Raw genomic sequence first — 25,822 nt, 5'->3', positions numbered from 1 at the left:
CTTATCTAAGAATTTCTACTACAAACTAATTCTAAAAGTTCGTTTATATCATTTATTTCATTCGGATATTCAACTACTGGGCGATTAATAACTATAAGATTTATTTTACTTTCAAGAGCTGATTCAACCTTTTGAGGAAATCCACCAGCAATTGAACTTTCCTTTGTTACAAGTGTTTTTATATCAAATTCTTTTATAATAAGTTTATTCATTTCTTTTGTAAAAGGACCTTTCATCGCAATTATTTTATCCGGACTTATTTTAAGTTTTTCGCACATTTCTAAAACGCTACTGGTAGGCAAAATTCTCGCATATATTCTTTGTCTTAAATCTTCACTCATAAATCTATATAGGTTATTGCTTCCAACTGTTAAAAGTATATTTCCTTTAGTCTCTTTTAACTCTTCTAGTGCATCTTCATACGAATAAAAATAGTCTTCACTTAGAGTAAAATCTTTTGGCCTCTCATATCTAATATATTCAGTATTTAATTTTTTACACGCAGTAATGGTATTTTGGCTAACTTCTTTTGCATAAGGATGGGTTGCATCTATTACTAGCTTTACTTTATTTACATTTATAAAATTCATAATATCTTCTGAATTCATTTTTCCTTTATGAACAGATACACCTCTGTCTTTAAGTAATTTTTCTCCGTAATCAGTAGTAACACTAGAAATAACCTTAAATTTTTTAGATAATTTTTCTGAAATTATTCTTCCATCCGATGTACCAGACATTACTAAAATCAAATCTTATACCCCCTAGGAGTAACCATCTTCCCATCTTTTATATAGGAATTATTATTTCCAACTATAACGGTTGTGAACATGTCAATTTCATGTTCTAACATAGTGTCTAGTGTTGTTATTACAACATTTTCACCGACTCTTTTTGCATTTTTTACAATACCAACAGGCGTATTTTTCTTCTTATATTTAAGTAGTATTTCCCTAGCATCTTCAATTTGCTTTACTCTCTTTTTGCTTCTAGGATTATAAATTGCAACTACAAAGTCGCCTCTTCCAGCCGCATCAATTCTTCTTTTTATCAATTCATAATCTGTAAGTAAATCACTTAAACTAATAACTACATAGTCATGCATAAGTGGTGCGCCTAAGGCCGCAGCAGAGGCATTTGCCGCAGAAACACCTGGTACTATTTCAACTTCAATTTCATCGGAAATAAGTTCAAGAATAAGCCCAGCCATTCCATATACTCCAGGATCACCACTTGAAACCATTGCAACTATATTACCTTCTTTAGCGTAATCAATCGCAAGTAGACATCTTTCTCTCTCTTTTTTCATACCTGATGTATCAGTTTTTTTATCTTTAATTAAATCTTTAATAATATCTAGATAAGTCGAATAACCAACCACTATATCCGATTCTTCAATTGCTTTAATAGCCATACCCGTCATATGTTCATAATTTCCTGGACCGATTCCAACTACATATATTTTACCTTTGTTATTCATTTATTTCCTCCCAAACACTTAAAGTAATTCCATTTTTAATTTTTTTCTTAATTAAAAATCTACCTTCTAATGAAGTCAATTCAGCTACTGGTTCACTTACAGACCTAACTCCTATTGTTTTATATACAAAATCAGATCCAATATATCTGTCTTGAATATTTCTAATCTCATCTCTTGAAACTATAATTAAATCTCTACAAAATTCTTTTGCAGTTTCAATAATTCCAATCTCATTTTCTTTTATATCAACAGTAGCAATATGTTTTATAGAATTTAGCGACTTATTATTACTCTTAAATGTTTCCTTAATAAAAGAAATAATATCTTCTTTAGAAGTATCCCTTTTGCATCCAAGTCCTATAACTAAATTTTTAATATATAATATAGATGAAATCTCATCGCAACCTTCTACGATTTCTTCATTTGTAATAAATAATTTACCAACTTTAGTTAATGAATTGTTTAATTCATTGTTCTTAATAATTTTTAAATTATATTTTTTTTGAATAGTATCACTCAAAGTTTTATCACTACAAATACAAAGTACATCTTCTTCATTTACAAACATAGATGTAATTAGCTTTGCTTTTTCAAAGTCTTTAAGAATTAAGTTGTTTTCTATCGCTATCATATCTACCGAAGGTTTTCCGTTAACATCAGAAGCTGTAGTTATAACAGGATTTGACTTAATATAATCTGCAATTTGTTTAGCAAAATAGTTAGCTCCTCCAATATGCCCTGATAGTAAACTTATAACGTTATTTCCATTATCATCAATAGCAATAACTGCAGGATCTGTTTTTTTACTTACCATAAACTCTGCAATCGTTCTAACTACAATACCTGTTGCCGAAATAAATATAAGTAAATCACTATTTAAAAATTCTTTTTTTACGCTTTCTTTAAATCCTTCATCATAAATTAAATTCATATCATCTGAATATTTTTTTAGAGTATAAAGTTTAGAATTATTATATAAATTTAAGATTTTTTTTCCCAAACTATAACCTTTTCTTGTTAAAGTAAATATTGCGACTTTTTTATTTTGCATCTCTATACTCATGAGAAAAACTCTTATCATATAATTTTGAAAGTGAATATTCATTTCCTAAAAAGTTACCAACTAAAATTTGAGCAGTTTTGCTTATGTTTGCTTCTTTAACTTTTTGAGAAATATTTTCTAAATTGCCTAAAACAGTCAATTGATCTGGCCAAGATGCTCTTTGTACAACTGCCACTGGAGTCGAAAGTGGATAATGCACAAGAAGTTTATCAACCACTTTATCAATCATTTGAACTGATAAAAATATAGCCATTGAAGCCTTATGTGAAGCTAGTTTGTCTAAAGATTCTTCCTCTGGAACTGGAGTTCTTCCTTCCATTCTTGTTAAAATAACTGTTTGTGTTATATCCGGAAGTGTAAATTCCATATTAAGTGCTGCAGCTGAAGCCACAAACGAACTAACGCCTGGAACTACTTCGCTCTCAATATTTTCTTTACTTAATCTATCGATTTGCTCTCTAATAGCCCCATAAATGCTAGGATCACCAGTATGAATTCTAACAATTTTCTTATTTAATTTTATACCTTCAAGCATAACTCCAATTACTTCATCAAGAGTCATAGACGCACTATTATAAACATCTGATTCTTTTTTTCTCCATTTCATTACCTCTGGATTTACAAGAGAACCTGCATAGATAAGAATATCTGAAGTTTCAACAATTCTTTTTCCTTTTAATGTCATTAATTCAGGATCCCCAGGACCCGCACCAATAAAATATACTTTTTTCATAATACCATCCTTATATAATTTATTTTTATTTTATATAGATACTTATTCTACCTTGTTGCTGAAATAATATAAATTGGATTATTGCTCTCCATAAGCGTTAATCCGCCAACTTTTCTACCTCTTGCAATATTAACAGAAATAATATCTACTTCTTTAAAATTAGATTTGTTTAACTTATCTAGTGTTTTATAAGTATTTTCAATAGTAATAAAATTAAGGACAATTCTTCCAGTTTCATTTAAATTCAAATATGAATAATCAATAATTTCTTCAATATTTCCCCCAGAACCACCTATAAAAATAGCATCAAATTTTATATTTTTAGGTAAGTCTTTAGGTGCTTCACCTAAAGATGCTTTACAATTGTAAATTTTAAACTTTTCTATGTTTTTTAAAAAAAGACTATATGCTTCTTCTTTTTTTTCTAAAGAATATACTAATCCATCTTCTAAAAATTTTGCCATTTCAATCGAAACACTACCAGTGCCACTTCCAATATCAAGAGCCACAAAATTCTTCTTTAGTCTAAGTTTTGAAAGTGAAATTACTCTTATTTCTTCTTTTGTCATGGGAACTTTGCCTCTTAAAAATTCTTTATCTTCTATTCCTATCATTTTTTCTCCAATTCATTTTTATTTATAATAATAACTACATTTAAGTCACTAAATTCGCATTTTTCTTTTGCAAGTTCATCCACAGCATACACAGTTATTTTTTCGTTTTCATAGGATAAATTCTCTCCTACATAAATTTCAAATTGACCTATATCTATTAGATTTTCTTTCATCTCTTTTGCTATAAAGCTTGGATTATTCTTTTTATCTGTAAGAAGCCCTAGCGTTTCTTTTTCATTTATTAAATTTAAAAAATCATTTTGTCTACCATGAACACTAGTTAATATGCCATTATGATATGTAAGAGCTAGTTTTGAATACATATATTGAAGTGAACTAATCCCAGCTGTAACGTTAAAACTTGATTTATCAAAATGTTTACTTAAAAAATTAAGCATACTATAAAATCCCGTATCACCTGATAAAATTACAGATATTCTTTTTCTTTGATAATTCGCGCTTATAAATTCAATCGTTTTAGTTAAATCTCCAGTAATAATAAATTCTTCTTTTTTTAAATATTTAAGAGAATCAAGATTTCTTCTTCCACCAATCAAAATATCAGAGTTTTCTATAATTTCAGTTGCTATAGGTAAAATATATTTTGGATTTCCTGGTCCGATTCCCACTATATTAAATTTGTTCAATATTAAATTCCTCCATTATCTTATTACCTAAATCAGAAACACTTAGTAGCCCATGCTCATTTGTAAATAAGACAACTCCGTTTTGAATTTCATCAAATGCCCTCTTATTTAATTTTTCAGAGATTTTATTACTGATATTATCAAATACTTTATCCATCTTATATTCTTTAATGTATTTAAATGCTTCATCAGTTGTATTTGATATACTAATTAGTTTAATAAGATCAGTTTCAGCACCAATTAAGGCGAGTTGACTCATAATAATTTCCATTCTTCCATCTGCTATTTTACTATGAGTATTAAATATACCACCTGCGATTTTTACCATTTTACCAGCGTGTCCAACCCAAAGAATTTTTTTTATATCAAGTTTAAGCGCTTCGTCAATTACTTGACCTACATAATTGCTACATTTAATTATTTCTTCAATATTTAGACCCATTTTTCTACTAAAGTCTCTTCCATAATTTCCGGGTGATATTAGCAAAATTTTATCATAATGTTTTTTCTTAAATATTCTCATTTCAATTTTTAAAGTTTCAATTAAAGCATCTTCGCTCATAGGTTCAACGATGCCAGAAGTCCCGATTATAGAAATACCTCCAACAATTCCGAGTTTAGGATTAAAAGTTTTCTTAGCAATATTTTCGCCATCTGGTGCGTAAATTTCAACGTTTGCACCTCTATTTTCACCTATAACACTTCTAACTTCTTTTTCTATAGTTCTTAGCGGAACTGGATTAATTGCACTATTTCCCGGTTTAATACTCAAACCTTCTTTTGTTACTTTTCCAATGCCTATTCCACCATATATATTAATTTCTTTATCATCTCTAAATGAAATTTTTGAAAATATAGTCATTTTATTGGTCATATCAGGATCATCTCCGCCATCTTTTATAACTGAACAAAGAGCATAATCATCATTTATTTCCTGATTGTAAATATCAATAGTTAGAGGCCATCCCTTAGGTGTATCAATTTTTACTGTATTTACATTTTCTCTATTTAACAACATAATAGCCGAAGCTTTAGAAGCTGCAGTTGCTGAAGAGCCTGTAGTATAACCATATTTTAATTTTTTACCGTTTTTCTCTATATACCTTTCCAAAACTTCACCTACTTTTAGTCAATTCATTAATAGTCATTACATTTGATACATTATTGCGTTAATAATAGTTGCAGCAACTGGACTACCACCTTTTCTTCCATTAATAATTATATAAGGTATACCCGAATTTTTAAGAGCTTCTTTTGATTCAGCAGCACCTACAAAACCTACTGGAACTCCGATTACTAAAGATGGATTTGCTTTCTTTTCTTTAACTAATTCAAGTAGTTTATAAATTGCTGTTGGGGCATTACCTATTGCATATATCGAAGTATTTTTGTCTTTAGCCGCAATTTCAATAGCCGCCATCGATCTAGTAATATTTTTTTCTTTTGCGATTTTGAATACTGATTCTTCGTGAACTAAATTATATATTTTTGAATTATATTCTTTTAGTATTCTTTTATTTGTACCAGCCATAACCATCTTAGTATCAGCATATATATCATTTCCATTTCTCAAACTGTCCATAAGTATATCAATAGCTTTAGGATGAATTTCTATTAAATTAGCATATTCAAAATCTGCAGTCGTATGGATCACTCTTTGAACTATTTTAATTTCTCTTTCATCAAAATTATGTTTACCTAATTCACTTAATATAATTTCAAAACTTCTTTCCTCAATTTTCATTGGGTTTTTAATATAATCTTCAAGATATTTACTCATTTATTCCTCCGCAATATTATCTAGGTATTATTCAAATTTACATTTCAGGTAAAAAAGCAAGAATTTTATACCTATATATACAAAAAACAGCCCAAAAGGCCGTTTTAATTCGTAGTCTTCCCGCCTGAAGTATCTCGTTTAACAATAGTAGGCAGGTTTCCTGGCTCATACGTAGCCCATTAAACGTCTTCCCAGAAATCCAGTGACGTATTGTTTAACGGTAGTATTCACAGTAGCAGGGGGCTGCGACAGATTTTAACTGTCTTCCCTATTATCCTCTCATTAGAATCACTCTAACTTAGGCACCTATTATCTAATATTCAATTATTAACTACATCCTATCAAAAAGATTTAAGCAAGTAAATACAAAAAATTATTTACTTTTCATACTAATAATACTTAATTGATCGCTTATTTTTTTTAGTATAACAATTATTTTATTTATAGAATATTGAATAGAAATTAAAATTATAAAAAATACTATTAAAATAAATATAATTATTTGATTATTCATAAATTCACATCCCTTACACTAGTTAAAATATATGCCTTTATCACTAAGCCAGAATTCGCTTATTCAAACCTAGTTAATAAGTTAATCGCTAATAAGTTACTATTTTATACTCATCCAAAGACTCTTTAGAAAGATATTTTTCATTTCCTTCTCTTATTGTGATAGTTTTAGGATTGCCATCACTAATAAATTTTAGTCTTGGCTTTTCTTTGTATAAATCAAGCCAATGTCTTAATTGTAATTTTCCATCTCCACTTTGTACTCTTAAAATGCTTTTTGGATTAAATCTTTTACTATAAGCTGACCAAGAAGGTCGCCATCCTACATTTAAAATTGCAATATTATTATACTTAGTTCCGTCATAGCTTCCGGATACAAGTTTTTCTTTAGCTGCGTCATTCTTTGGTCTTTCTCCGAACGGAAGAGCAAGAGTGTTGATTTTATATCCATTCATAAGTGGTTCATATTCTTTTACAACATTTGCAAGAGTATTTTCAATTTTATCTGCATCCATTGTTTTAAAATGTCCATGATGATAACTATGATTTCCGATATCCATACCTACATTTATGATATGATTTAATTTATATTTAACCAAATTCTTTTGTCCAAATGGAGTTCCACCATTTAAAAAGAACGTTGCTTCAAGCCCAAAATCATTATGTTTATCATAAAAATCTTCCATAATTCCAACAACCGAATTTGGATCAATCTCTTTATCACCATTTTCATCAATTAATATATTAAAATTTGACCTATTTCCATCATCAAAAGTTAAAACAACAGGTGTATATCCCGCTTTAGTTGTAATATTTCCATTAACAAAATCTTTAAGGCTAAGTAGTCTAAATCCACTATCATAAAGCTCTTGAAGATCTTTCTTAAAACTTTCAGCTGTTCTAGAATACGTTGCATTTTTTTTACTTAATCCATGATACATAATAACCATAATTTCACCGAGTTCGTTCGCTTTAATTTTTTTAAGTTCTTTCGTGCTTAGCTCAGTAAAATTAGTAGCTTCTTTTACATCTTCTTTATTTGAATCTTCTTTGCTAGTTGTAGTTTCTACATTTGTACTATTAGGTTCGATTTTTGTAGTATTATCAATATTTTTTTCTATTTCTTTAGCTTCAACATTTTCTGTATCTTTGTCATTTTCTACATTTTTAACGTCAACATTTTTTGTACTTACTTCCACGTTATTTGCATTTTCTTTACTGAGGTCTATATTTTCTTCATTTACTTGTTTTAAAGAACAACCACTTAATAATAAAGTGATTGCTAAAACTACTACTATTCCTTTTTTCATATTATCTCCCATTTTATATATTAATATCTATGTATTTACATACTAATAATATACTCAAAATCAGAAATTACAACTATTATTTAATAAATGTAACCCTTTTTTATCAATCTCTAATTGTTTTTTAATCTTACTTCTATTTTATATTAATAGAAGTATATTATTATGTAGATGCAGATATAAATAAAGTACAAAAGGAGGCAAATTATGCTTGGTAATCTTCTATTTATACTCGTATTAATTCTTTTAGGGAAATTTTTATTGTCTTTAGGATTTGGGATAATAAAAATAATTCTTACACTTATATTTATTGGAGTATTATTTGTAATAATTCCAATTTCAATTGCACTACTTATTCCAATTTTATTGTTCTTTGGAATAGGATTCCTAGTATTACTTATTTTTAAGTCAATACTTCATTAAAAGTCAATTTTGAAACTGCCTATTAAAGAAATTTTTTCTTTTCTAGTCAGTTTTTTTATTATTATTTCTCTTTTTAAAGCTTGAGATTTTGTTTCAAACTCTTCATAATATTTAAGAATCACCGGCGTTCTACCCCTTGTGTATTTGGCACCATTTCCAGAGTTATGAGTTTTCATTCTTTTATCTAAATCTACTGTCCAACCAGTGTACAAAGTATTGTCACTACACTTCAGAATATATACATAATTTTTAGTTGCTTTCATATTCCACCTATCATTTTACTTTATTTGTTTGATTACGCTTTTATAGCCCATCGCATTTTAGTAGAACGCGCACGTGTATTGATATTACATTCTTCTTTAGAAGGCCTAATTATTTCTGAGGCAACTTCACTATAAATTCCTTCTTTAAATAAACGCTTAAAAGATTTTTTTACAAGTCTATCCTCTCCAGAGTGAAAAGAAAGAATTGCAACTCTTCCGCCACTTTTAAGAGAACTTGGTAATTTTTCTAGAAACTCATATAAAACTTCAAATTCTTCATTGACATCTATTCTAAGTGCTTGAAAAGATCTTTGACAAGATTTTTTAACAGCTTCTTCCCTCTCGTTTTCAGGAATAAATTTTAATGCACTTTTTATTATTTGCTGAAGATGAGTCGTTGTAGAAATATATTTTCCTTTCTTGTTTTCTATAATAATAGCTTTAGCAATTTTTGCAGCATAAGGTTCATCTGAATTTTCAATAAGCATCCCCTCAAGTTCAGCTTCTGAAATATTTCTTAATCTTTCAGAAGCTGAAATACCCTTTTTAGGATTAAGTCTAAGATCAAGTGGCCCTTCTTTTTTATATGAGAAACCTCTTTTGGGGTTATCAATCTGCATTGATGAAACACCAAGATCTGCTAGAACAAAATCAAATAAACCTGCTTCAGACGCAACTTTATCAACTTCTAAAAAATTCAACTGCTTAATAGTTAATATCTCTGGACCATATCCTTGTTTTTCTAATCTATCTCTTGTACGAGGAAGTTCAATAGGATCAACATCAAGTGCGTAAAGATGACCGGTATGATTTAAACACTTTAACATTTCGAGAGAATGTCCCCCATACCCAAGCGTTGCATCAAGACCAGTTTGACCTGGCTTTATTTGTAAAAATTCCAAGATTTCTTTTACACAAATCGAAATATGCATACCAGCTGGTGTACTTCCTTTTAAAATAACTCTCGCTACAGTATCTGAATACTTATTTGGATCATGTTCTTTATATTTTTCAGAATATTTTTTTGGATGAGTCCCTTTGTATCTAACTCTTCTTTTATGAGGTTTATCTTGATTTTCCATTTTTTCTCCTTTTATTAATTGAAAATAATTTTCTGTATTAATTTCAGTATATCATTATATTCAATAATACTTGAATAAAAAAAATCATGAACATAAATGAATTTCTAAGATTCAGAGGGAGTTTTTACTCCCACCGAATCTTAGAAAACATAATCCAGGGCCTTTTTAGAGTTCTTTATCCCCCACTTTTTTAAGAAGTGGGGGTACTAAAATTCTAAGGCATCGGATAAAATGCTCACGATTTACTATTCAAAGATAAACTCTATCCCTCATTAATTTTTATATTTTTCAATTAATTTATTAAGCTCAGTTGAGCAGCATTTTCCAAACGGATGATTTTTTTTACATTGTCCATTTTTCATAACATTTGTATAATTCATTAACTCTTTAAGATTTTTTACATTATTTTCTATAGTAGCATTTTTAACTTCATCAATCGTAACTCGATTACAGTAGCATGCATACTTTTCTGTAGCATCATCTTTATACCATATAGGTACCTTAATATCTTTTGTCAATAACATATCTTCCTCAGAAAAATATGCAACTTTACATTTAGAATTTAAACAGATTGTATAGTCCTTACATTCATTAATTGGGCTTTTATTCATTTTAACAAGATTTGCTACTGTTTCGTTTGGTACAGCTTTTCCTAGCATCCCACACACTGGACACTTTATATTTTTTTCTTCTATACTAGAATTTGAAATCGATCCTCATGTAGATGTGCTTGCTTTAAACAATTTATAAAACCTCCTTATATACTCTCAATATTGAGTCCAAATATTCTTTGACAATATAAATTTACTTAGCCTTGCTATTTACATAGCTAATCAACTCATCTATATTTTTTTCTTTAGTGAAATCTACAGGATTATCATATGCCGATAGCATTCCCCTATCATCTGCTGATAAATTTTTCTTTCTTTTCAAAGTAAATTTAAGCATATTCATTAGTAATTTATCAAAACTTTTTAACTTATTATAATCAAATCCTCCCCTTAAATAAAAAAATCTAATGTTTTTTTGCATTTCTTCATCAAAATTATTGTTTTTTACTTCATTAATTGCTTTTTCATTAGGTGAGGATGCTCCAGAGAAAAAAACAACTATATTTTTCCCTTTTAAGTCATGGATATTTTTCTTAATAAGTTTAACTCCATTTATTCTACCTGCATATAAACCACCGCCATAAATTATGGTGTCATATTCTAATAATTTATCGCTAGTCACAGTTGAAGCTTCAAAAATATCAGCTGAAAGATTTTTTGCAATCCAATCAGCATAATTTTTTACAAAATTTGACTTAGATTTGTACACAACTATAGTTTTCATTTATTTACCTCCAGTATTCAAAATTCAATACAATATTAAACTTGAATGCTTAAACAATCAAATATTTTAAACTTATATAACTTTATCTATATTTTATCATAATTTTATAAAAAATTAAATTGCCTGATAAAAAACTACTATTTAAGCTATATGTTTGATAAAATTATTATAGATTTTATAATAATTCTTTTGCAATTATATTTGTAAAATCACATAAAATATCACTAGGAGAAAAACATGTCTGAATCACTTATAACAAAAAAGGCACTTGCAGATTCTATAAAACAATTGATGAAAACTCACCCTTTGGCAAAAATTTCTATTCAAAAAATAGTAAGTAATTGTAATCTTAGTAGAAAAACCTTTTACTATCATTTTCAAGATAAATTTGACCTTGTTAATTGGATTTTCATTACAGAAATATCTAAGAAAATTGCTAATTGCAATCACTATGAAAATTGGACAGAAGGTACTTATAGAACTCTTGAATATCTTATGAGAAATAAATATTTTTATGTAAACGCTTTTAACACTCCCGGACAAAATTCATTCGATGAATGTTTTTATAATTTTTGCTTTGATATTTTAATGTGCGCAATTAGTGAATTATCTATTAATATGATTATTCCAAGTATTGACAAAAAATTTATTGCTGACTTTTATACTCACGCATTTGTAGGAATTACCATCCAGTGGGTAAAAAATGGAATGAAAGATTCTCCAAGCGATCTTGTAGAAGGCATTAATAACGTTATCGAGGGAAGTATGCCTCATGCACTAAATAAATACAAAACCCAAGATTAAATCAATAGAATCTTGATTTAATCTTGGGTTTTGTCGTTTTTTTTAGAATTATTTGAACATCATTTTTTTTAGCATTCCGATTTCTTTACTTAAATTGTCATCTTTCATCATAGACATAGCTGAATTAAATAGAATTCTTACATCGTATTGTCCCTTATATATAGGAGTTACTTCTTTATCTAAATCAAGAAATTTATATACTGCAGTCTGTGCAGATCGTGATGAATAATCTACGGTAAATACTACATCATCTTCAATTTCACAAAATTGACCCAGAAAAGCTAAATTTTTAGAACATTCCGGTATTACTTTTGGTCTATCACCCTTAGTTCTTGGTAGAAATTGACTTGTTGCAAATGGCAAAATACATGGTATACATATAGAGGTATTTAGTATTTTTTCTTTATCTTCATCAAATCTTAAATGACCTAGCAATTCCGTAAGTATTTCTTCACCGGTACAATCTACCATTCTTTTTTTCACATAATCGCCTTTATTATATGGAAACAATGAATACCCCCATAGCGCTTGTACATTGTCTGGTTGATTAAGAAAATGAGGTTGATTGTGTAAACATATAGACATAAACCATCCTGATTCTTTGAAAGTCATAAGCGATCCTGTTCCAGGTTGATTTCCAGAAAATTCTACAATTCTCTTAAACATTGTTGGGTCTTTTAAAGTCACAGTAAATGTTTCAAATAAAGATTTTTCTACATTTTGATTAAAAATTTGTGGCTTCCCAAATTCCGGCGATTCTTTAGCTATACTTTCCCAAAGTTTCCAGTCTGAACCAACATTCTTATCATTTATTACAGGTGCAGTCCTTGTATAACCAAGACTCGCTCCTGCTGTAATAGATCCAATAGTAACAAAGACAAAATCTTTATCTTTAATAATTATATTTTCATCTACATTATTTTTTGTACAATTAATTCCAATAACCTTTTTTTCTTCTTCATTTGGTTCAAATTCTAAACTATTTACCGAACAATTATACTCAAAATCTACACCTTGTGATTTAAGCCATTCTGTAATTGGCAAAATAATTGAATCGTATTGATTATAAGGAGTACGGCGTACACCTGAAAAATCGCTTACTTTTGGTAACTCATGCATAAATCTATGAAGATATCTCTTAAATTCTATTGCACTATGCCATGGCTCAAAGGCAAAACTTGTAGTCCATTGATACCAAAAATTTGTCTGAAAGAACGACTCTGGAAAACATTCAACCACTGTTTTCGTTCCTAATTCTTCTTCTGGTGTAATAATTATATCCATTAAAGCCAATCTATCTTCACGATTAAATCCAAGTTTTGATGATTCAATTATATTTGCTTCATTATCTATTAATCTAGCGGTTGATAAAGTTTTAATTTTTTTATTAAATCCACGAAATTCATCTCTAATAGACACTTTTGGATCAGTTAACGATGGTATACTTTCCATAATTCCAAATATACATTGATAAGCTTCTTCATCAAACATTCTTCCACCGCGAATTATATATCCACTATCAGGATTACCACCGCCATCCATGCTACCACCAGTAATTTTACTTTGCTCAAAAATATGAATATTTTTTCCTGGGATATGGCCATCTCTTATTAAATATACAGCTGCGCTAAGAGATGCAATTCCTCCTCCCACTAAATACGCATTCGTTTTTTCAACATCAACATTTGAATCAAAATTATACTTCATTTTTACGACCTCACTTTTTAATTATTATTTATTTGTTATTTATACTATATTATTTACTATTAAAGATATAAATTCACAATTATTAAAAAGTGTATACTTTTTGGACACATTGCATCATATGTATCATTTATTATTTTTGGCATAAAAATTAAAGTTAAATTAGCCCATTAGACGCTATTTTCTGAAATGATCCTCTTTCTCGTAAGCCACCAACACACTATAAATAATATTCCCGTAGCAGAGATTATTATCGTCAATGGATAGGGATAGGGTCTAGGAGTAAGTAGCCAGTGGTGCACTGCAAAAGTTAGTACTTGGAAAACAAGAGTGATTGTTCCTCCAATTCCCTCCCAACGCCAAGCAATTCCTAGCCCCACAATACTTAGTCCCAAAGTGATTGGGATTAAATTTTCAATAGCTGGATAATTTTCTATAGCATACGGATCTGCTTTACCAGTTGTAAGGTAGTTCCATATAGAGGCAATGACCATAAATAGAGCGAGTGTAATAATTACAGTAGCTAAGATACGAGCAGTCCAGCGTATCAAATTCGTTACTTTTATAGCAGTATATTTAGTTTTTGTCATAATTATATTCTCCTCTATTTATTCAAAATTATGCTTAATCTATATATTCTTAATACCACAAACCCTTGAAAAATAACATATTTATAGTTATTAAATGATTTTCAACTCATTTTCTTTCTCTACCTCGAAATACGAGTGCTTTGCATTCACCTCTACTTAGGTCTTTAGCCCTATGCAAAAACAGAAAAACACGGCCTTGGTGAATAAATTCACCGTTTTGTTTCAAATAATCAAATTAATCTGTCGCAGATACGCAGTGCTCTAGAGTCAAATGCTTCGCATTCGCCTCTACTTAGGTCTTTAGCCCTATGCAAAAACATAAAAAACACGGCCCTAGTGAATAAATTCACCGTTTTGTTTCAAATAATCAAATTAATCTGTCGCAGATACGCAGTGCTCTAGAGTCAAATGCTTCGCATTCGCCTCTACTTAGGTCTTTAGCCCTATGTAAAACAGAAAAACACGGCCTTGGTGAATAAATTCACCGTTTTGTTTCAAATAATCAAATTAATCTGTCGCAGATACGCAGTGCTCTAGAGTCAAATGCTTCGCATTCGCCTCTACTTAGGTCTTTAGCCCTATGCAAAAACATAAAAAACACGGCCCTAGTGAATAAATTCACCGTTTTGTTTCAAATAATCAAATTAATCTGTCGCAGATACGCAGTGCTCTAGAGTCAAATGCTTCGCATTCGCCTCTACACGGGCTTTTAGCCCTATGCAAAAACATAAAAAACACGGCCCTAGTGAATAAATTCACTGTTCCGTGTTTTTTATGTTTTTGCGCACTGCTTATTTTATTCGCGATCATTCCTTTAGTCTTGGGTCTAGTGCATCTCTTAATCCATCGCCTAGTAGGTTGAATCCTAGTACTGTTATCATGATTGCAACACCTGGGTATATTACTGACCACGGTGCTTGTCTCATATATCCTCTTGCATCTGATAACATTGCTCCCCACTCTGCCATTGGAGGTTGTGCTCCAAGTCCTAAGAAAGACAGTCCTGCTGCTTCTAGTATTGCTGTACCAATTGTTAGTGTTGCTTGTACAATTATTGGTGCTAGGCAATTTGGAAGTATATGTCTTGTTATTATTTGAAGATCTGTACATCCTATTGATATTGCTGCATCTACATACTCACTTTCTTTTACCGAAAGTACTGATGATCTTACTATCCTTGCAAATTTCGGTATATTTACAACACCAACTGCAATCATTGCATTCGTTAAGCTTGGTCCTAGTATTGATACTATAGCAAGTGCTAGTAAGATAGTTGGAAATGCAAGCATTATATCCATTAGTCGCATTATTATCATATCTATTTTTTTTCCATAATATCCTGCTAATACCCCAAGTAAAGTACCTATTATTAGTGCAATTCCTACTGATATAACCCCAATTTGGACAGTTATTTTTGCACCATATAATATTCTACTAAAAACATCCCGTCCCTGAGAATCTGTTCCAAATAAATAATCTGCTGAAGGTGCATTATGCCTTAATGCTAATTGTCCAACAATTGGATCATGTGGTGCAATTAGTGGTGCAAACACTGTTAAAAATACTAGTACTGCCACTATAAAAAGTCCAAACATAGATGTTTTACTCTTTCTAAGTCTTTTAAATACATTTAACCAAAGTCCAGATTTTTCATCCATTCTCTCTGAACTTCTATCTAATTTAATATTTTCTTCTGCCACAATATCCTCCTAATCTAACGAAATTCTTGGATCGATAAACATATATGATATATCAACAATTAAATTAACAAATACAAAGAAAAATGCAACTATTAAAATCCCTCCTTGTACCATTGGATAATCTCTAGCCATTATTGATAAATACAATTTTCTTCCAAGTCCTGGATAAGAAAATACAGTTTCTGTCATTACAGCTCCTCCTAAAAGAAGTCCTATTTGAAGTCCTATAACTGTAACAATCGGCAAAAATGCATTTTTTATAGCATGTTTAAATATAACCACTTTTTCAGACAAGCCTTTTGCTCTAGCTGTTCTTATATAGTCTTGCCTCATAACTTCAAGCATACTTGACCTTGTCATTCTTGCTATTATCGCCATTGGTATTGTAGCAAGTGCAAACGCAGGCATTATTAAGTGCATAATTGCATCTTTAAAAGCTGCAAAATTCCCAGCTAAGAGCGTATCTATTAGCATCACATTGGTGACCCTTGGTATATCAAAACTAACAGCGAGCCTTCCGGAAGCCGGGAAAATACCCCACTTATATGCAAAAAGCCAAATCATTAAAAGACCTAACCAAAATATTGGCATAGATACTCCAGCTAAGGCTCCTACCATACTAACATTATCAAACACAGAAAATTGTTTTACAGCTGCAATTGTACCTGCAAGTATTCCTACAACTACTGCAATTATCATCGATAAAACTGTAAGTTCAAGAGTAGCTGCAAAAGCTGTAAACAATTCTGTTGTAACTGATTCATTTGTAATAATTGACGTTCCAAGATCACCACTTAATACATTTTTCATAAAACTAAAATACTGTATGTATAAAGGCCTATTTAAACCAAGCTTTTCTTGTAGCATTATTACTGCATCATGTGTGGCTCTTTCTCCTAATATTACTCTAGCAGGATCTCCAGGGATTAAGTGAAGAATAGAAAACGCTAAAATACTTACGCCTATTAAAACAGGAATCACTAGTAAGATTCTCTTCAAAATAGTATGTCCCATAATCCTTTTTTCCTCCTTTTTTCTTTTACAATAATTTTATTAGGGAGCTTTCGCTCCCTAATAGTTTAATTCCATTTTTGATTAATTATTGTCTATATCAACTTTCCAGAATATTGACTCTCCTCCAGTAGGATGAGGTACATAATTCTTAACTGATTTTTTTGCTGCAATTGGTGGAGTTGAATGTACAAGTGGAACCCAAGGAGCATCGTTATGAATAATAACTTGAGCTTGTTTGTAAAGTTCAGCTCTTTTAGCTTGATCAGATTCTTGTTGAGCTTCAATTAAAAGTTTATGAACTGCTTCACTCTTATAAAAAGCAACATTTCCTGCTGAACCAACATTAGCATTATCTTTATCTAATAATACATACATAAAGTTGTCAGGATCACCATTATCGCCTGTCCAACCTAGTAGATAGGTGTCATGTTCTCCATTTTCACCTTTAGCTAAATAAGTTGCCCAGTCCATAGTTACTATTTCAGCATCTACTCCAATAGCTGCAAATTGTTGTTGAAGAGCTGTTGCTATCTCTTTTGGTTGAGGCATATATGGTCTAGCAACTGGCATAGCCCATAATGTAGTTTTAAATCCGTCTGGATATCCAGCTTCAGCTAGTAAAGCTTTTGCTTTTTCTGGGTTGTATTCGTAAGCTGTAATATCATCATTATATCCCCAAAGTGATGGCGGAATTGGATTCTTTGCAGGTTCTGCAAGTCCACCATAGAAAGCTTTAATAATACTATCTTTATCAACAGCATAATTAAGCGCTTGTCTTACTCTTACATCATCAAAAGGTTTTTTCATCATATTCATAGCTAAGTACCCAACATTCATACTCGGTCTTAAATAAAGCTGTAGATTAGGATCATCTTTAATAATTTGAGCATCATCAGGACTAACCCCTGTCATCATATCAATTGTTCCTGCTTGAAGTTCTAAAAGTCTAGCTGAGTTATCAGGAATACTTCTAAAAATTAATTTATCAAGTTTTGGTCCTTCTCCCCAATAATTTTCATTTTTCTCTAAAACAATTTTGTCGTCTTTTAACCATTCAACAAATTTAAATGGACCAGTTCCAACTGGATTTTTAAATATATCACCTTTGTATTTTTTAATAGCAGTTGGACTAGAAATAGCAAAACTAGGCATTGCAAGATTACTAATAAATGGTGCATTTGGAGTATTAAGTTCAACATCTACTGTATTTTCATCAACAGCTGTAACTGATTTTACAATACCAGGATATCCACCAAACATATATCCCCAGTACTCAAAATTCTCACCATCGAATCTGTATTCATTATCTTCATTCATCCATCTATCAAAGTTAAATACAACAGCATCAGCATTAAAATCAGTTCCATCATGGAACTTAACACCTTTTCTTAAATGAAATTCCCAAATAGTTCCTTCTTCGTTTTTAGTTTCCCAGCTTGTAGCTAATGCTGGAATAATAGCAGTGCTATCTTCAGCATAATCTACTAAAGTATCTAAAACATTTCTAGCTACATAAAATGATTCTCCATCAGTAGCGTTCGATGGATCTAAGCTGACACTATCTCCACTTCTTGCAAAAATTAAAACTTTTTCTTTTGCAGGAGCAGGTGCAGTATCTGTTGTTTCAGTAGTTTTAGCAGCATCGTCAGATGGTGCTTCAGTTTTTTCAGTTGCTGGCGAAGAACATCCAGTTAAACCGAAAGAAACAATCATAACTAAAATAAGTAATAATACGTAAAATCTTTTCTTCATTTTTTTATCCCCCTTTTTATTTTAAAAAACTATATTCTTGCTCTAATTAAAGTAAAAACATTAGTTTATTAAACATTGTGACATGCAACTTTGTGCTCACTTGACACTTCTCTCAAAATAGGTTTTTCTTTTCTACAAATATCAGTGGCATAAGTACACCTAGTGTTGAATTTACACCCTTTAGGTGGATTAGTTGGACTAGGTATATCCCCTTTTAGTATAATTCTATTCTTATTGGCCTTAGGATTTGGCACAGGAATAGCAGATAATAATGCTTTTGTATAAGGATGAGTAGGATTTTTGTATAAATCTTTATACTCTGAAATTTCAACTATTGAGCCTAAATACATTACAGCTACCCTATCACTAATATGTTTTACTACACTTAAATCATGAGCAATAAAGACCATAGTAAGGTTATATTTTTCTTGTAAATCTTTTAATAAGTTTATAGTCTGCGCTTGAATCGATACATCTAGTGCTGAAACCGGTTCATCACATATCACTAATTTAGGATTCGTACTTAGAGCTCTTGCAATGCCAACTCTTTGTCTTTGTCCACCAGAAAATTCATGTGGATATCTTTTAGCATGATAAGGACTTAATCCTACAGTATCAAGCAGTTCTTCCATTTTTGCTATTCTTTCTTTCTCAGTTCCAATACCAAAATTCTTCATAGGTTCCATAATAGTATCACCTACTGTTAATCTTGGATTTAATGATGCATATGGATCTTGAAAAATTATTTGCATATCTCGTCTCATATTTCGAAGTTCTTTTTTTGTTAAATCAACTAAATTTTTCCCTTCGAATAATACTTCCCCTCCAGTAGGTTTTATTAATTGTAGAATACATCTTCCAGTAGTTGATTTACCACAACCACTCTCTCCAACAACACCTAAAGTTTCTCCTTTATTTAAAGTAAAAGATACATCTTCTACCGCCTTTACATAGTCTATTTTTTTTGAAAAAAATCCACCTTTTTTTATTGGAAAATATTTTTTTAAGTCCTTTACTTCTAATATTGCCGCCATCTAATCCCTCTCTCCATATAAATTACAAGCTACAAAATGTCCTTTTGCTATTTCTACTAATTCTGGTTTCTTTTCAAAACATATATCTTTTGAATGATCACATCTATCAGCAAAACTACAACCCTTTGGCAAATGACGTAAATCAGGCGGAAGACCATGAATTGGTTCTAATCTTTCTTTATCATCATCAATAGATGGAATAGAATTAAGTAGTCCCCATGTATATGGATGCTTTGGACTTTCAAATAAAGTATTTACATCAGTTTTTTCAACCGGTCTACCTGCATACATCACAAGTACTTCATCACAAACCTCCGCCACAACACCAAGATCATGAGTTATCATAATTATTGCAGTATTAAATTCATTTTTTAAATCTAGCATTAAATCTAATATCTGAGCTTGTATTGTAACATCAAGAGCTGTAGTAGGTTCATCTGCAATAAGAAGTTCTGGATTACAAGAAAGAGCCATTGCAATCATTGCTCTTTGTCTCATGCCCCCAGAAAATTCATGTGGATACCTATTAGCTCTATCTGCAGCTTCAGGAATTCCAACTTTTTCTAACATCTCAATTGATTTAGACCAAGCCTTTTTTTTATCCAAATTTTGATGAAGTCTAATAGCCTCTGCAATTTGTTCTCCAACTTTCAAAACAGGATTAAGTGACGTCATAGGGTCTTGAAAAATCATTGCAACTTCATTTCCTCTAATTTTCATCATTTCTTTCTGAGTTGATTTAACAAAATCTTTACCCTTAAAAAGTATTTCTCCATCAACAATTCTTCCAGGTGGAACTGGTATCAAACGCATTATAGACATCGCTGTAATAGATTTACCAGATCCGGATTCACCAACAATTCCAATTGTGTGGCCTTTTTTTAAATCAAAACTAATTCCATCAACAGCCTTAACAACTCCTGTATCTGTGTAAAAATGCGTTTTCAAATTATTCACTTTTAATAATACGTTATCTGGCATACTTCACCCCTTAAATTTTTTGTACTATTACTTCTTTTTCCGATATTTTCTACCCCAATACTCACTTCATAAAAGAGGTATAAAATTCATTTATGTAAAAAACAATAAATGTTTTTAGTAAAAATAATATATACAAAAACTCCTATTATAAATAATTTTAAAAATTATTTTCGTATATTCTATTTATTATTTATTACTAAAACTACGTATAATATAACTTTTTTCCTTGCAATTGTCAAACTATTGCGATAATTTTTAATTTAACAAAATCCATCTTAATTGTTAATACTACTTAATACAATAAAATTTATATGCCATTTTTTTATAAATTCGTAATACATTTATTAGCAACGTATATATTATTGCGTTTTGTTAATTTTTCAGGAGCGTTTTCTTATAAATATTTCTTTTTAGACACTTTTAATTTTAAAATCCATCCATACAGAAAAATGCATACGAATAGATTTTATTATATGTAAACTTTCATACTATTTGTTATTTTATTATAAATATTTTTCTTAAAAAAAATTTTATTCATATAAATTTTGATTATTAGGTTTATTTTATTTTTGCTAATTAATTATCAACCTTTGGCAATGTCAAAACTCTATGTTATTATGTATTTTAGTTATTATCACAATTATTTTAATATTAAAAGGCAAGGTGTATATGAACACTAAATTAAATATTAACAAATCAAAAAAATCTATATATTTCGCATTTATATGGCATGGATTCTTTCTTGCTCTTACAATGTCAATGCTAGATTTAAACACTGTATTTCCATCACTTATTTCTAAGCTTTCTAATTCAAAACTATTATTTGCATCTTTGTATTCTATTATGCTTGGAGTTCCACTAATTTTTAATATAATATTCAGCCATTTTTTAAAAAAATATAAAAGGAAAAAGAAATTTCTACTACTTGGAATATATCTAAGGGCAATTTCTTTTCTTGGCATGGCTTTTTTTACTTATCGTTTCAGCGTTAATAACCCTAATTTAACTATTATCAGTTTCTATTTTTGGGTATTCCTATTTTCTATTAGCGCAGGATTTGCTGGAATTTCATATGCCGATATTATAGGAAAATTACTACCGAGCAAAGATAGAACTCAATTATACGCTTCAAAACAATTTTTTTCTAGTATTGCAGCTTTTGGAGGTGGACTATTAGTAAGTAAAATTTTCGGATTAAAAAATTTGCTATTTCCTCTCAATTATTCAGTAAATCTTTTTATTGGGTTTATAGGATTAGTTATTGCTTCAATCGGATTTATTCTAATAAAAGAACCTGATTCAGAAATAAAAGAGTCAACGAGCTCTTCGTTTTTTAGTTATTTAAAAGAAGTACCAATCTATTTAAAAAACGATTTACATTTTAGAAAATTTATAATTGTTGAAAACATGGCAAGTTTTAGTATAATGTTACTTCCTTTTTATATCATTTTTGCAAAAGAGCATTTTAACATTGATAAAAGTTTCATCGGCAAATATTTGATGTTTCAAATAATTGGAACCATTCTTTCAAATATCGTATGGGGCTATTTAGCTAAAAAACATAGCTCTAAACAGATAGTTAATGTCTGTATTAGACTTGGAGGAATAATTCCACTACTCGCCATTATACTTTCATTTTTTGGTCCAAACGTATATAGTTTATTGTTTTTTTTAATAGGATTTATTCTTAGTGGTAGAAGAATTGGATTCGAACCGTATCTACTCGATATAGCACCAAGCAATCGTAGAACTGAATATCTTGGAATAAGAGGTTCGCTTAATATTTTTGTAGTTTTACTCCCCATCTTTGGAAGTATTGTAATAAATTTATTTGGCTTCTATTTTACCTTCATTTTAGTTTCAATTGTTATGTTATCCGCCTCAGTAATATTAAAAAAAGATACTCACTAAGTTAAATAATTTTCAATATAGTCTCTAACCATTTACAGCAGTTAAATACAATTAAAGCCTATAACTACAGTTTAAGTTATAGGCTTTTATATTTATTTATTCTATATAATTCTTTCCATAATAAATTTCTTGCATTTCTATTTTTAATTCTTTATTCATACTATTTCTTTCTTCTACTTCTAAATCAATTTTTTCTGTAGAAAACAAATAATCATCAAGATCAAAATTCTTAAGCATCATTTTTGTATGAAATATATGCTCTTGGTATACGTTTATATCAATCGCACTATATTTTGCCAAAACCTCATCCGAAATGTAATCTTGAATAGAAGTTATTTTATGATCAATAAAAAGTTTATTTCCAACAAAATCTCTTGTAAAGCCTCGAACTCTATAATCCAAATTTAATATATCTGAATCAAAAGATTCTATAAGATAATTTAATGCTTTTAGCGGTGATATTTCACCACATGTCGAAACATCTATATCAACTCTAAATGTTGCTATTCCTTTACTTGGATGGGTTTCAGGGTAAGTATGAACTGTAATATGACTTTTATCAAGATGTGCTACAACCGAATCCCTATAGTCTAATATACCTTTATTACAAGAAGAATCAATTTCACTTTCACGAAGCGGATCTTCAGATATAAGAAGTGTTACACTAGCACCCTGCGGATCATAATCTTGTTTAGCAATATTCAAAACGCTTGCCCCAATAATACGTGTAACTTCAATAAGTATATCTGTAAGCCTTTTAGCATTATACTGCTCATCTATATACTCAATATATTTTTGTTGATCTTCTTTTGTTTTTGTATAACAAATATCGTAAATATTAAAACTTAAAGTTTTAGTTAAATTATTAAAGCCATACAACTTTAATTTGTCGTTCATTTAGTTTCTCCTTTTGTTCAAATGTGATATTAAAATATAGCATTAGAATTATAACATAACTTAATTAATTAAAAAACATTTTTTAATTAATTTATGGTATTCAGCTTACAAAAGTAATTACAAGTGATTATTTTTGCTATTTTTTATTATATATATTTGATATAATAATACCATAAATAGACTTAAAAATCATATTAAATGGAGGTTCTAATGTTTAAAATTTTTAAAATTTCATTAGCTATTATTGCCCTATTAGCTACGCTATTTATAATATACTTATCATATATTATTATCACTGATTATAGTCCAAAAGAAATTGAAAACGCAACAATTGATGGTAAGAGTGAAAAAATAATGCCAATTGATAAGAATTTCTCAGTTACTACATACAATATTGGATACTGTGGTCTAGATAAATATCAAGATTTCTTTATGGATGGCGGCACAATGTCAAAATCATCTAGCAAAGAAAAAACTAAAGAAAATTTAGACTCTGTTTTAGATTTTTTAAAAAGCACAAATTCTGATTTTATTTCAATTCAAGAAGTTGATACAAATTCAACAAGAAGTTATCATATTGATGAAAAGAAAGCTATAGAAAATGAGTTTAAAGATTATTCACAGACATTCGCTTACAACTATATATCAAAATGGGTTCCAGTTCCATTAACTGATCCTATGGGGCACGTTGAATCAGGATTACTTACACTTTCAAAGTATAAAACATCTAAATCACTTAGGTATGCACTTCCTGGAAAAGAAACCTTTCCAAGAAGGTATTTTATGCTTGATAGATGTATTATAGAAAATACTGTACCTCTATCCAATGGAAAAAATTTAATCTTTGTAAACCTTCATCTATCTGCTTTTGACAAAGGTGGGCTTATAAAAGCTCAGCAATTAGAATTTCTGTTAAAATATATAAAGGCAAAATATACCGATGGAAACTATGTTGTCTTATCCGGCGACTGGAATCATTTACTTAGTAGAACATTTCTTGACACTTACAAAGGAAAACTTCCAGATTGGTTAGCACTTTTACCCGAAGAATTATTTAAAGAAGATTTCACTTTAGCCACTGATGAAAGCACAATGACAATACGTTCAACAACTACACCTTATAAAAAAGGAACTTCATTCGAAACTGTTATTGATGGATTCTACGTTTCAAACAATATCGAAGTTTTATCTGTTAAAGGTCATGATTTAGGATTTGAACATACTGATCATAATCCAGTAACTGCAGTTTTTAAATTTAAATAGTAGAACTATACTTTAAGACTTTATTTAAAAAATAAAGTCTTAGAATTTTTTATAATAATAATTATACCATCATATATAAATTTAGATTTATCATGCTTAAAGTATATATGATTCATAAAGGAGAAATATGTTTAGTAAATACGATGCAGTAATATTTGATTTAGACGGAACACTAGTAGATTCAATGTGGATGTGGCTGCAAATCGATATTGATTTCTTAGCAAGCAAAGGAAAAAAAGTTCCTAAAAATCTACAAAAGAACATTGAAGGTATGAGTTTTACTGAAACTGCAAATTACTTTATTAATGAATTTAATTTAAGTGAAAGTGTAGAAGAATTAAAAATAATATGGCGAGAAATGGCTAGCCATTATTTTAGAGAAAAGGTAAAACTAAAAGAAGGAGTCTATGACTTCTTAGTATATTTAAAAGAAATAAATATGCCTCTAGGAATTGGAACAAGTAATACAAAAGAATTAACTAAACTCGCAATCGAAGGTAATAATATCAATCACTTTTTTGATACTGTTTCAACTTCATGTGAAGTTGAAAAAGGCAAACCCTTTCCATATATATACTTAAAAGTTGCTAAAGATTTAAATGTAGAGCCCTCAAAATGTCTTGTATTTGAAGATACTGAAGCTGGAGTTGATGCTGCTAGGCGCGCCGGAATGGATGTTATCGCTATTTACGACGAAACTTCAAAAGAATATAAAAATGAACTTGAAAAAAAATCTATTAGATATATTCATAGTTTTACGGAACTTTTATAGGGTAAAAAGAAAATAGTTAGACAATAACTATTCTTAAAAACTTTAAAAGACCAGCTAGTAATAGTCAAGTAATTTAATAAAAAAAGTTCTTATTAAAAATGAGCATACTAAATAATGCTCGAGTAAAAATGAACATTCAATATTATTTACTGTAAAAATA

27 protein-coding genes and 1 riboswitch are annotated in these 25,822 nt (G+C 29.7%); of the genes, 5 read left to right on the top strand and 22 right to left on the bottom strand.

The features are described 5' to 3' along the window. Positions 1 to 5: 5 nt before the first annotated feature. From cobK to AACH12_RS01965, 10 genes are all read right to left on the bottom strand, one after another. Positions 6 to 752, bottom strand: a complete 747-nt coding sequence (gene cobK / locus AACH12_RS02010; RefSeq protein ID WP_338536415.1) for a precorrin-6A reductase — start codon at positions 750 to 752, stop codon at positions 6 to 8. After that, positions 749 to 1,480, bottom strand: coding sequence for a precorrin-3B C(17)-methyltransferase (cobJ, locus tag AACH12_RS02005; protein ID WP_338536414.1), 732 nt, complete (start codon positions 1,478 to 1,480; stop codon positions 749 to 751). Before cobJ ends, cobK begins: the two co-directional genes overlap by 4 nt. Continuing rightward, positions 1,473 to 2,543 carry a cobalt-precorrin 5A hydrolase gene (gene cbiG / locus AACH12_RS02000; RefSeq protein WP_338536413.1) on the bottom strand — a complete coding sequence of 357 codons (1,071 nt, stop codon included), beginning with the start codon at positions 2,541 to 2,543 and terminating at the stop codon, positions 1,473 to 1,475. Before cbiG ends, cobJ begins: the two co-directional genes overlap by 8 nt. After that, entirely contained in the window at positions 2,521 to 3,276 is a 756-nt protein-coding gene (gene cobM / locus AACH12_RS01995; protein ID WP_338536412.1) for a precorrin-4 C(11)-methyltransferase, read from the bottom strand. The genes cbiG and cobM overlap by 23 nt, the downstream gene beginning before the upstream one ends. Positions 3,277 to 3,323: 47 nt before the next feature. Beyond that, a complete protein-coding gene (gene cbiT, locus AACH12_RS01990) occupies positions 3,324 to 3,890 on the bottom strand; it encodes a precorrin-6Y C5,15-methyltransferase (decarboxylating) subunit CbiT (protein ID WP_338536411.1) in 567 nt (188 codons plus the stop codon). Next, complete coding sequence (cbiE, locus tag AACH12_RS01985; RefSeq protein ID WP_338536410.1) at positions 3,887 to 4,537, bottom strand: precorrin-6y C5,15-methyltransferase (decarboxylating) subunit CbiE; 651 nt, start codon at positions 4,535 to 4,537, stop codon at positions 3,887 to 3,889. The genes cbiT and cbiE overlap by 4 nt, the downstream gene beginning before the upstream one ends. Then, positions 4,524 to 5,648 (bottom strand): cobalt-precorrin-5B (C(1))-methyltransferase CbiD, encoded by a 1,125-nt coding sequence (gene cbiD / locus AACH12_RS01980; RefSeq protein ID WP_338536409.1) that lies wholly within the window; start codon positions 5,646 to 5,648, stop codon positions 4,524 to 4,526. The genes cbiE and cbiD overlap by 14 nt, the downstream gene beginning before the upstream one ends. A 36-nt stretch (positions 5,649 to 5,684) precedes the next feature. Beyond that, positions 5,685 to 6,317: a precorrin-8X methylmutase gene (locus AACH12_RS01975; protein WP_338536408.1), complete on the bottom strand. Its 633-nt coding sequence runs from the start codon at positions 6,315 to 6,317 to the stop codon at positions 5,685 to 5,687. A gap of 133 nt (positions 6,318 to 6,450) precedes the next feature. Then, positions 6,451 to 6,642, bottom strand: a riboswitch (cobalamin riboswitch). A 48-nt stretch (positions 6,643 to 6,690) separates the two neighbouring features. Then, the gene (locus AACH12_RS01970) at positions 6,691 to 6,831 is read right to left on the bottom strand and encodes a hypothetical protein (RefSeq protein ID WP_338536407.1); all 141 of its coding nucleotides are present in this window, start codon (positions 6,829 to 6,831) and stop codon (positions 6,691 to 6,693) included. Positions 6,832 to 6,919: 88 nt separating this feature from the next. Continuing rightward, positions 6,920 to 8,140, bottom strand: a complete 1,221-nt coding sequence (locus AACH12_RS01965) for a polysaccharide deacetylase family protein (protein ID WP_338536406.1) — start codon at positions 8,138 to 8,140, stop codon at positions 6,920 to 6,922. Between the two features lie 204 nt (positions 8,141 to 8,344). Here AACH12_RS01965 and AACH12_RS01960 point away from each other — a divergent pair, with 204 nt between their 5' ends. Beyond that, positions 8,345 to 8,560: a hypothetical protein gene (locus AACH12_RS01960; protein ID WP_338536405.1), complete on the top strand. Its 216-nt coding sequence runs from the start codon at positions 8,345 to 8,347 to the stop codon at positions 8,558 to 8,560. On the opposite strand, the gene AACH12_RS01955 is transcribed toward AACH12_RS01960, so the two are convergent. The 4 genes from AACH12_RS01955 to AACH12_RS01940 form a co-directional block, all read right to left on the bottom strand. Next, entirely contained in the window at positions 8,557 to 8,823 is a 267-nt protein-coding gene (locus AACH12_RS01955) for a GIY-YIG nuclease family protein (protein WP_338536404.1), read from the bottom strand. The genes AACH12_RS01960 and AACH12_RS01955 overlap by 4 nt on opposite strands. A gap of 32 nt (positions 8,824 to 8,855) precedes the next feature. After that, entirely contained in the window at positions 8,856 to 9,905 is a 1,050-nt protein-coding gene (rsmH, locus tag AACH12_RS01950) for a 16S rRNA (cytosine(1402)-N(4))-methyltransferase RsmH (protein WP_338536403.1), read from the bottom strand. A 272-nt stretch (positions 9,906 to 10,177) separates the two neighbouring features. After that, positions 10,178 to 10,573 carry a (2Fe-2S)-binding protein gene (locus AACH12_RS01945; protein WP_338536402.1) on the bottom strand — a complete coding sequence of 132 codons (396 nt, stop codon included), beginning with the start codon at positions 10,571 to 10,573 and terminating at the stop codon, positions 10,178 to 10,180. A gap of 136 nt (positions 10,574 to 10,709) precedes the next feature. Further along, positions 10,710 to 11,240 carry a flavodoxin domain-containing protein gene (locus AACH12_RS01940; RefSeq protein ID WP_338536401.1) on the bottom strand — a complete coding sequence of 177 codons (531 nt, stop codon included), beginning with the start codon at positions 11,238 to 11,240 and terminating at the stop codon, positions 10,710 to 10,712. Between the two features lie 237 nt (positions 11,241 to 11,477). Here AACH12_RS01940 and dhaS point away from each other — a divergent pair, with 237 nt between their 5' ends. Further along, on the top strand, positions 11,478 to 12,044 hold the full coding sequence (gene dhaS / locus AACH12_RS01935) for a dihydroxyacetone kinase transcriptional activator DhaS (RefSeq protein WP_338536400.1): 567 nt from the start codon (positions 11,478 to 11,480) through the stop codon (positions 12,042 to 12,044). 48 nt (positions 12,045 to 12,092) lie between these two features. Here dhaS and AACH12_RS01930 read toward each other — a convergent pair whose 3' ends face one another. From AACH12_RS01930 to AACH12_RS01900, 7 genes are all read right to left on the bottom strand, one after another. Then, complete coding sequence (locus AACH12_RS01930) at positions 12,093 to 13,751, bottom strand: oleate hydratase (protein WP_338536399.1); 1,659 nt, start codon at positions 13,749 to 13,751, stop codon at positions 12,093 to 12,095. 167 nt (positions 13,752 to 13,918) lie between these two features. Then, a complete protein-coding gene (locus AACH12_RS01925; protein WP_338536398.1) occupies positions 13,919 to 14,338 on the bottom strand; it encodes a DUF7670 domain-containing protein in 420 nt (139 codons plus the stop codon). Between the two features lie 806 nt (positions 14,339 to 15,144). Continuing rightward, entirely contained in the window at positions 15,145 to 16,038 is an 894-nt protein-coding gene (nikC, locus tag AACH12_RS01920) for a nickel transporter permease (RefSeq protein ID WP_463670995.1), read from the bottom strand. Positions 16,039 to 16,047: 9 nt separating this feature from the next. After that, a complete protein-coding gene (locus AACH12_RS01915) occupies positions 16,048 to 17,052 on the bottom strand; it encodes an ABC transporter permease (RefSeq protein ID WP_338536397.1) in 1,005 nt (334 codons plus the stop codon). An 81-nt stretch (positions 17,053 to 17,133) separates the two neighbouring features. Continuing rightward, positions 17,134 to 18,804 carry an ABC transporter substrate-binding protein gene (locus AACH12_RS01910; protein ID WP_338536396.1) on the bottom strand — a complete coding sequence of 557 codons (1,671 nt, stop codon included), beginning with the start codon at positions 18,802 to 18,804 and terminating at the stop codon, positions 17,134 to 17,136. A gap of 68 nt (positions 18,805 to 18,872) precedes the next feature. After that, the gene (locus AACH12_RS01905; protein ID WP_338536395.1) at positions 18,873 to 19,838 is read right to left on the bottom strand and encodes an ABC transporter ATP-binding protein; all 966 of its coding nucleotides are present in this window, start codon (positions 19,836 to 19,838) and stop codon (positions 18,873 to 18,875) included. Then, the gene (locus tag AACH12_RS01900) at positions 19,839 to 20,819 is read right to left on the bottom strand and encodes an ABC transporter ATP-binding protein (protein ID WP_338536394.1); all 981 of its coding nucleotides are present in this window, start codon (positions 20,817 to 20,819) and stop codon (positions 19,839 to 19,841) included. A gap of 669 nt (positions 20,820 to 21,488) precedes the next feature. Here AACH12_RS01900 and AACH12_RS01895 point away from each other — a divergent pair. Beyond that, positions 21,489 to 22,730: an MFS transporter gene (locus AACH12_RS01895; protein WP_338536393.1), complete on the top strand. Its 1,242-nt coding sequence runs from the start codon at positions 21,489 to 21,491 to the stop codon at positions 22,728 to 22,730. A gap of 96 nt (positions 22,731 to 22,826) precedes the next feature. Here the strand turns inward: AACH12_RS01895 and speD are convergent, their stop codons facing one another. Then, entirely contained in the window at positions 22,827 to 23,627 is an 801-nt protein-coding gene (gene speD, locus AACH12_RS01890) for an adenosylmethionine decarboxylase (RefSeq protein WP_338536392.1), read from the bottom strand. Positions 23,628 to 23,837: 210 nt separating this feature from the next. Between speD and AACH12_RS01885 the strand changes: the two genes are divergently transcribed. Together AACH12_RS01885 and AACH12_RS01880 are read left to right on the top strand one after the other, a co-directional pair. Then, positions 23,838 to 24,890 (top strand): endonuclease/exonuclease/phosphatase family protein, encoded by a 1,053-nt coding sequence (locus AACH12_RS01885; protein ID WP_338536391.1) that lies wholly within the window; start codon positions 23,838 to 23,840, stop codon positions 24,888 to 24,890. A gap of 127 nt (positions 24,891 to 25,017) precedes the next feature. Further along, positions 25,018 to 25,662, top strand: coding sequence for an HAD family hydrolase (locus AACH12_RS01880; RefSeq protein ID WP_338536390.1), 645 nt, complete (start codon positions 25,018 to 25,020; stop codon positions 25,660 to 25,662). Positions 25,663 to 25,822: the final 160 nt, after the last annotated feature.

It is taken from the genome of Helicovermis profundi (assembly GCF_033097505.1).
Classification (GTDB): Bacteria; Bacillota; Clostridia; order Peptostreptococcales; family Acidaminobacteraceae; genus Helicovermis; species Helicovermis profundi.
This window is presented reverse-complemented; position numbering and strand designations above follow the sequence as displayed.

Excerpts from the sequence above, each read along its gene's own strand:
- cobJ (WP_338536414.1), bottom strand. The coding sequence starts at position 1,480 with ATGAATAACAAAGGTAAAATATATGTAGTTGGAATCGGTCCAGGAAAT.
- cbiG (WP_338536413.1), bottom strand. The coding sequence starts at position 2,543 with ATGAGTATAGAGATGCAAAATAAAAAAGTCGCAATATTTACTTTAACA.
- cobM (WP_338536412.1), bottom strand. The coding sequence starts at position 3,276 with ATGAAAAAAGTATATTTTATTGGTGCGGGTCCTGGGGATCCTGAATTA.
- cbiT (WP_338536411.1), bottom strand. The coding sequence starts at position 3,890 with ATGATAGGAATAGAAGATAAAGAATTTTTAAGAGGCAAAGTTCCCATG.
- AACH12_RS01975 (WP_338536408.1), bottom strand. The coding sequence starts at position 6,317 with ATGAGTAAATATCTTGAAGATTATATTAAAAACCCAATGAAAATTGAG.
- AACH12_RS01970 (WP_338536407.1), bottom strand. The coding sequence starts at position 6,831 with ATGAATAATCAAATAATTATATTTATTTTAATAGTATTTTTTATAATT.
- AACH12_RS01965 (WP_338536406.1), bottom strand. The coding sequence starts at position 8,140 with ATGAAAAAAGGAATAGTAGTAGTTTTAGCAATCACTTTATTATTAAGT.
- AACH12_RS01960 (WP_338536405.1), top strand. The coding sequence starts at position 8,345 with ATGCTTGGTAATCTTCTATTTATACTCGTATTAATTCTTTTAGGGAAA.
- AACH12_RS01955 (WP_338536404.1), bottom strand. The coding sequence starts at position 8,823 with ATGAAAGCAACTAAAAATTATGTATATATTCTGAAGTGTAGTGACAAT.
- rsmH (WP_338536403.1), bottom strand. The coding sequence starts at position 9,905 with ATGGAAAATCAAGATAAACCTCATAAAAGAAGAGTTAGATACAAAGGG.
- AACH12_RS01940 (WP_338536401.1), bottom strand. The coding sequence starts at position 11,240 with ATGAAAACTATAGTTGTGTACAAATCTAAGTCAAATTTTGTAAAAAAT.
- dhaS (WP_338536400.1), top strand. The coding sequence starts at position 11,478 with ATGTCTGAATCACTTATAACAAAAAAGGCACTTGCAGATTCTATAAAA.
- AACH12_RS01930 (WP_338536399.1), bottom strand. The coding sequence starts at position 13,751 with ATGAAGTATAATTTTGATTCAAATGTTGATGTTGAAAAAACGAATGCG.
- AACH12_RS01925 (WP_338536398.1), bottom strand. The coding sequence starts at position 14,338 with ATGACAAAAACTAAATATACTGCTATAAAAGTAACGAATTTGATACGC.
- AACH12_RS01915 (WP_338536397.1), bottom strand. The coding sequence starts at position 17,052 with ATGGGACATACTATTTTGAAGAGAATCTTACTAGTGATTCCTGTTTTA.
- AACH12_RS01910 (WP_338536396.1), bottom strand. The coding sequence starts at position 18,804 with ATGAAGAAAAGATTTTACGTATTATTACTTATTTTAGTTATGATTGTT.
- AACH12_RS01905 (WP_338536395.1), bottom strand. The coding sequence starts at position 19,838 with ATGGCGGCAATATTAGAAGTAAAGGACTTAAAAAAATATTTTCCAATA.
- AACH12_RS01900 (WP_338536394.1), bottom strand. The coding sequence starts at position 20,819 with ATGCCAGATAACGTATTATTAAAAGTGAATAATTTGAAAACGCATTTT.
- AACH12_RS01895 (WP_338536393.1), top strand. The coding sequence starts at position 21,489 with ATGAACACTAAATTAAATATTAACAAATCAAAAAAATCTATATATTTC.
- speD (WP_338536392.1), bottom strand. The coding sequence starts at position 23,627 with ATGAACGACAAATTAAAGTTGTATGGCTTTAATAATTTAACTAAAACT.
- AACH12_RS01885 (WP_338536391.1), top strand. The coding sequence starts at position 23,838 with ATGTTTAAAATTTTTAAAATTTCATTAGCTATTATTGCCCTATTAGCT.
- AACH12_RS01880 (WP_338536390.1), top strand. The coding sequence starts at position 25,018 with ATGTTTAGTAAATACGATGCAGTAATATTTGATTTAGACGGAACACTA.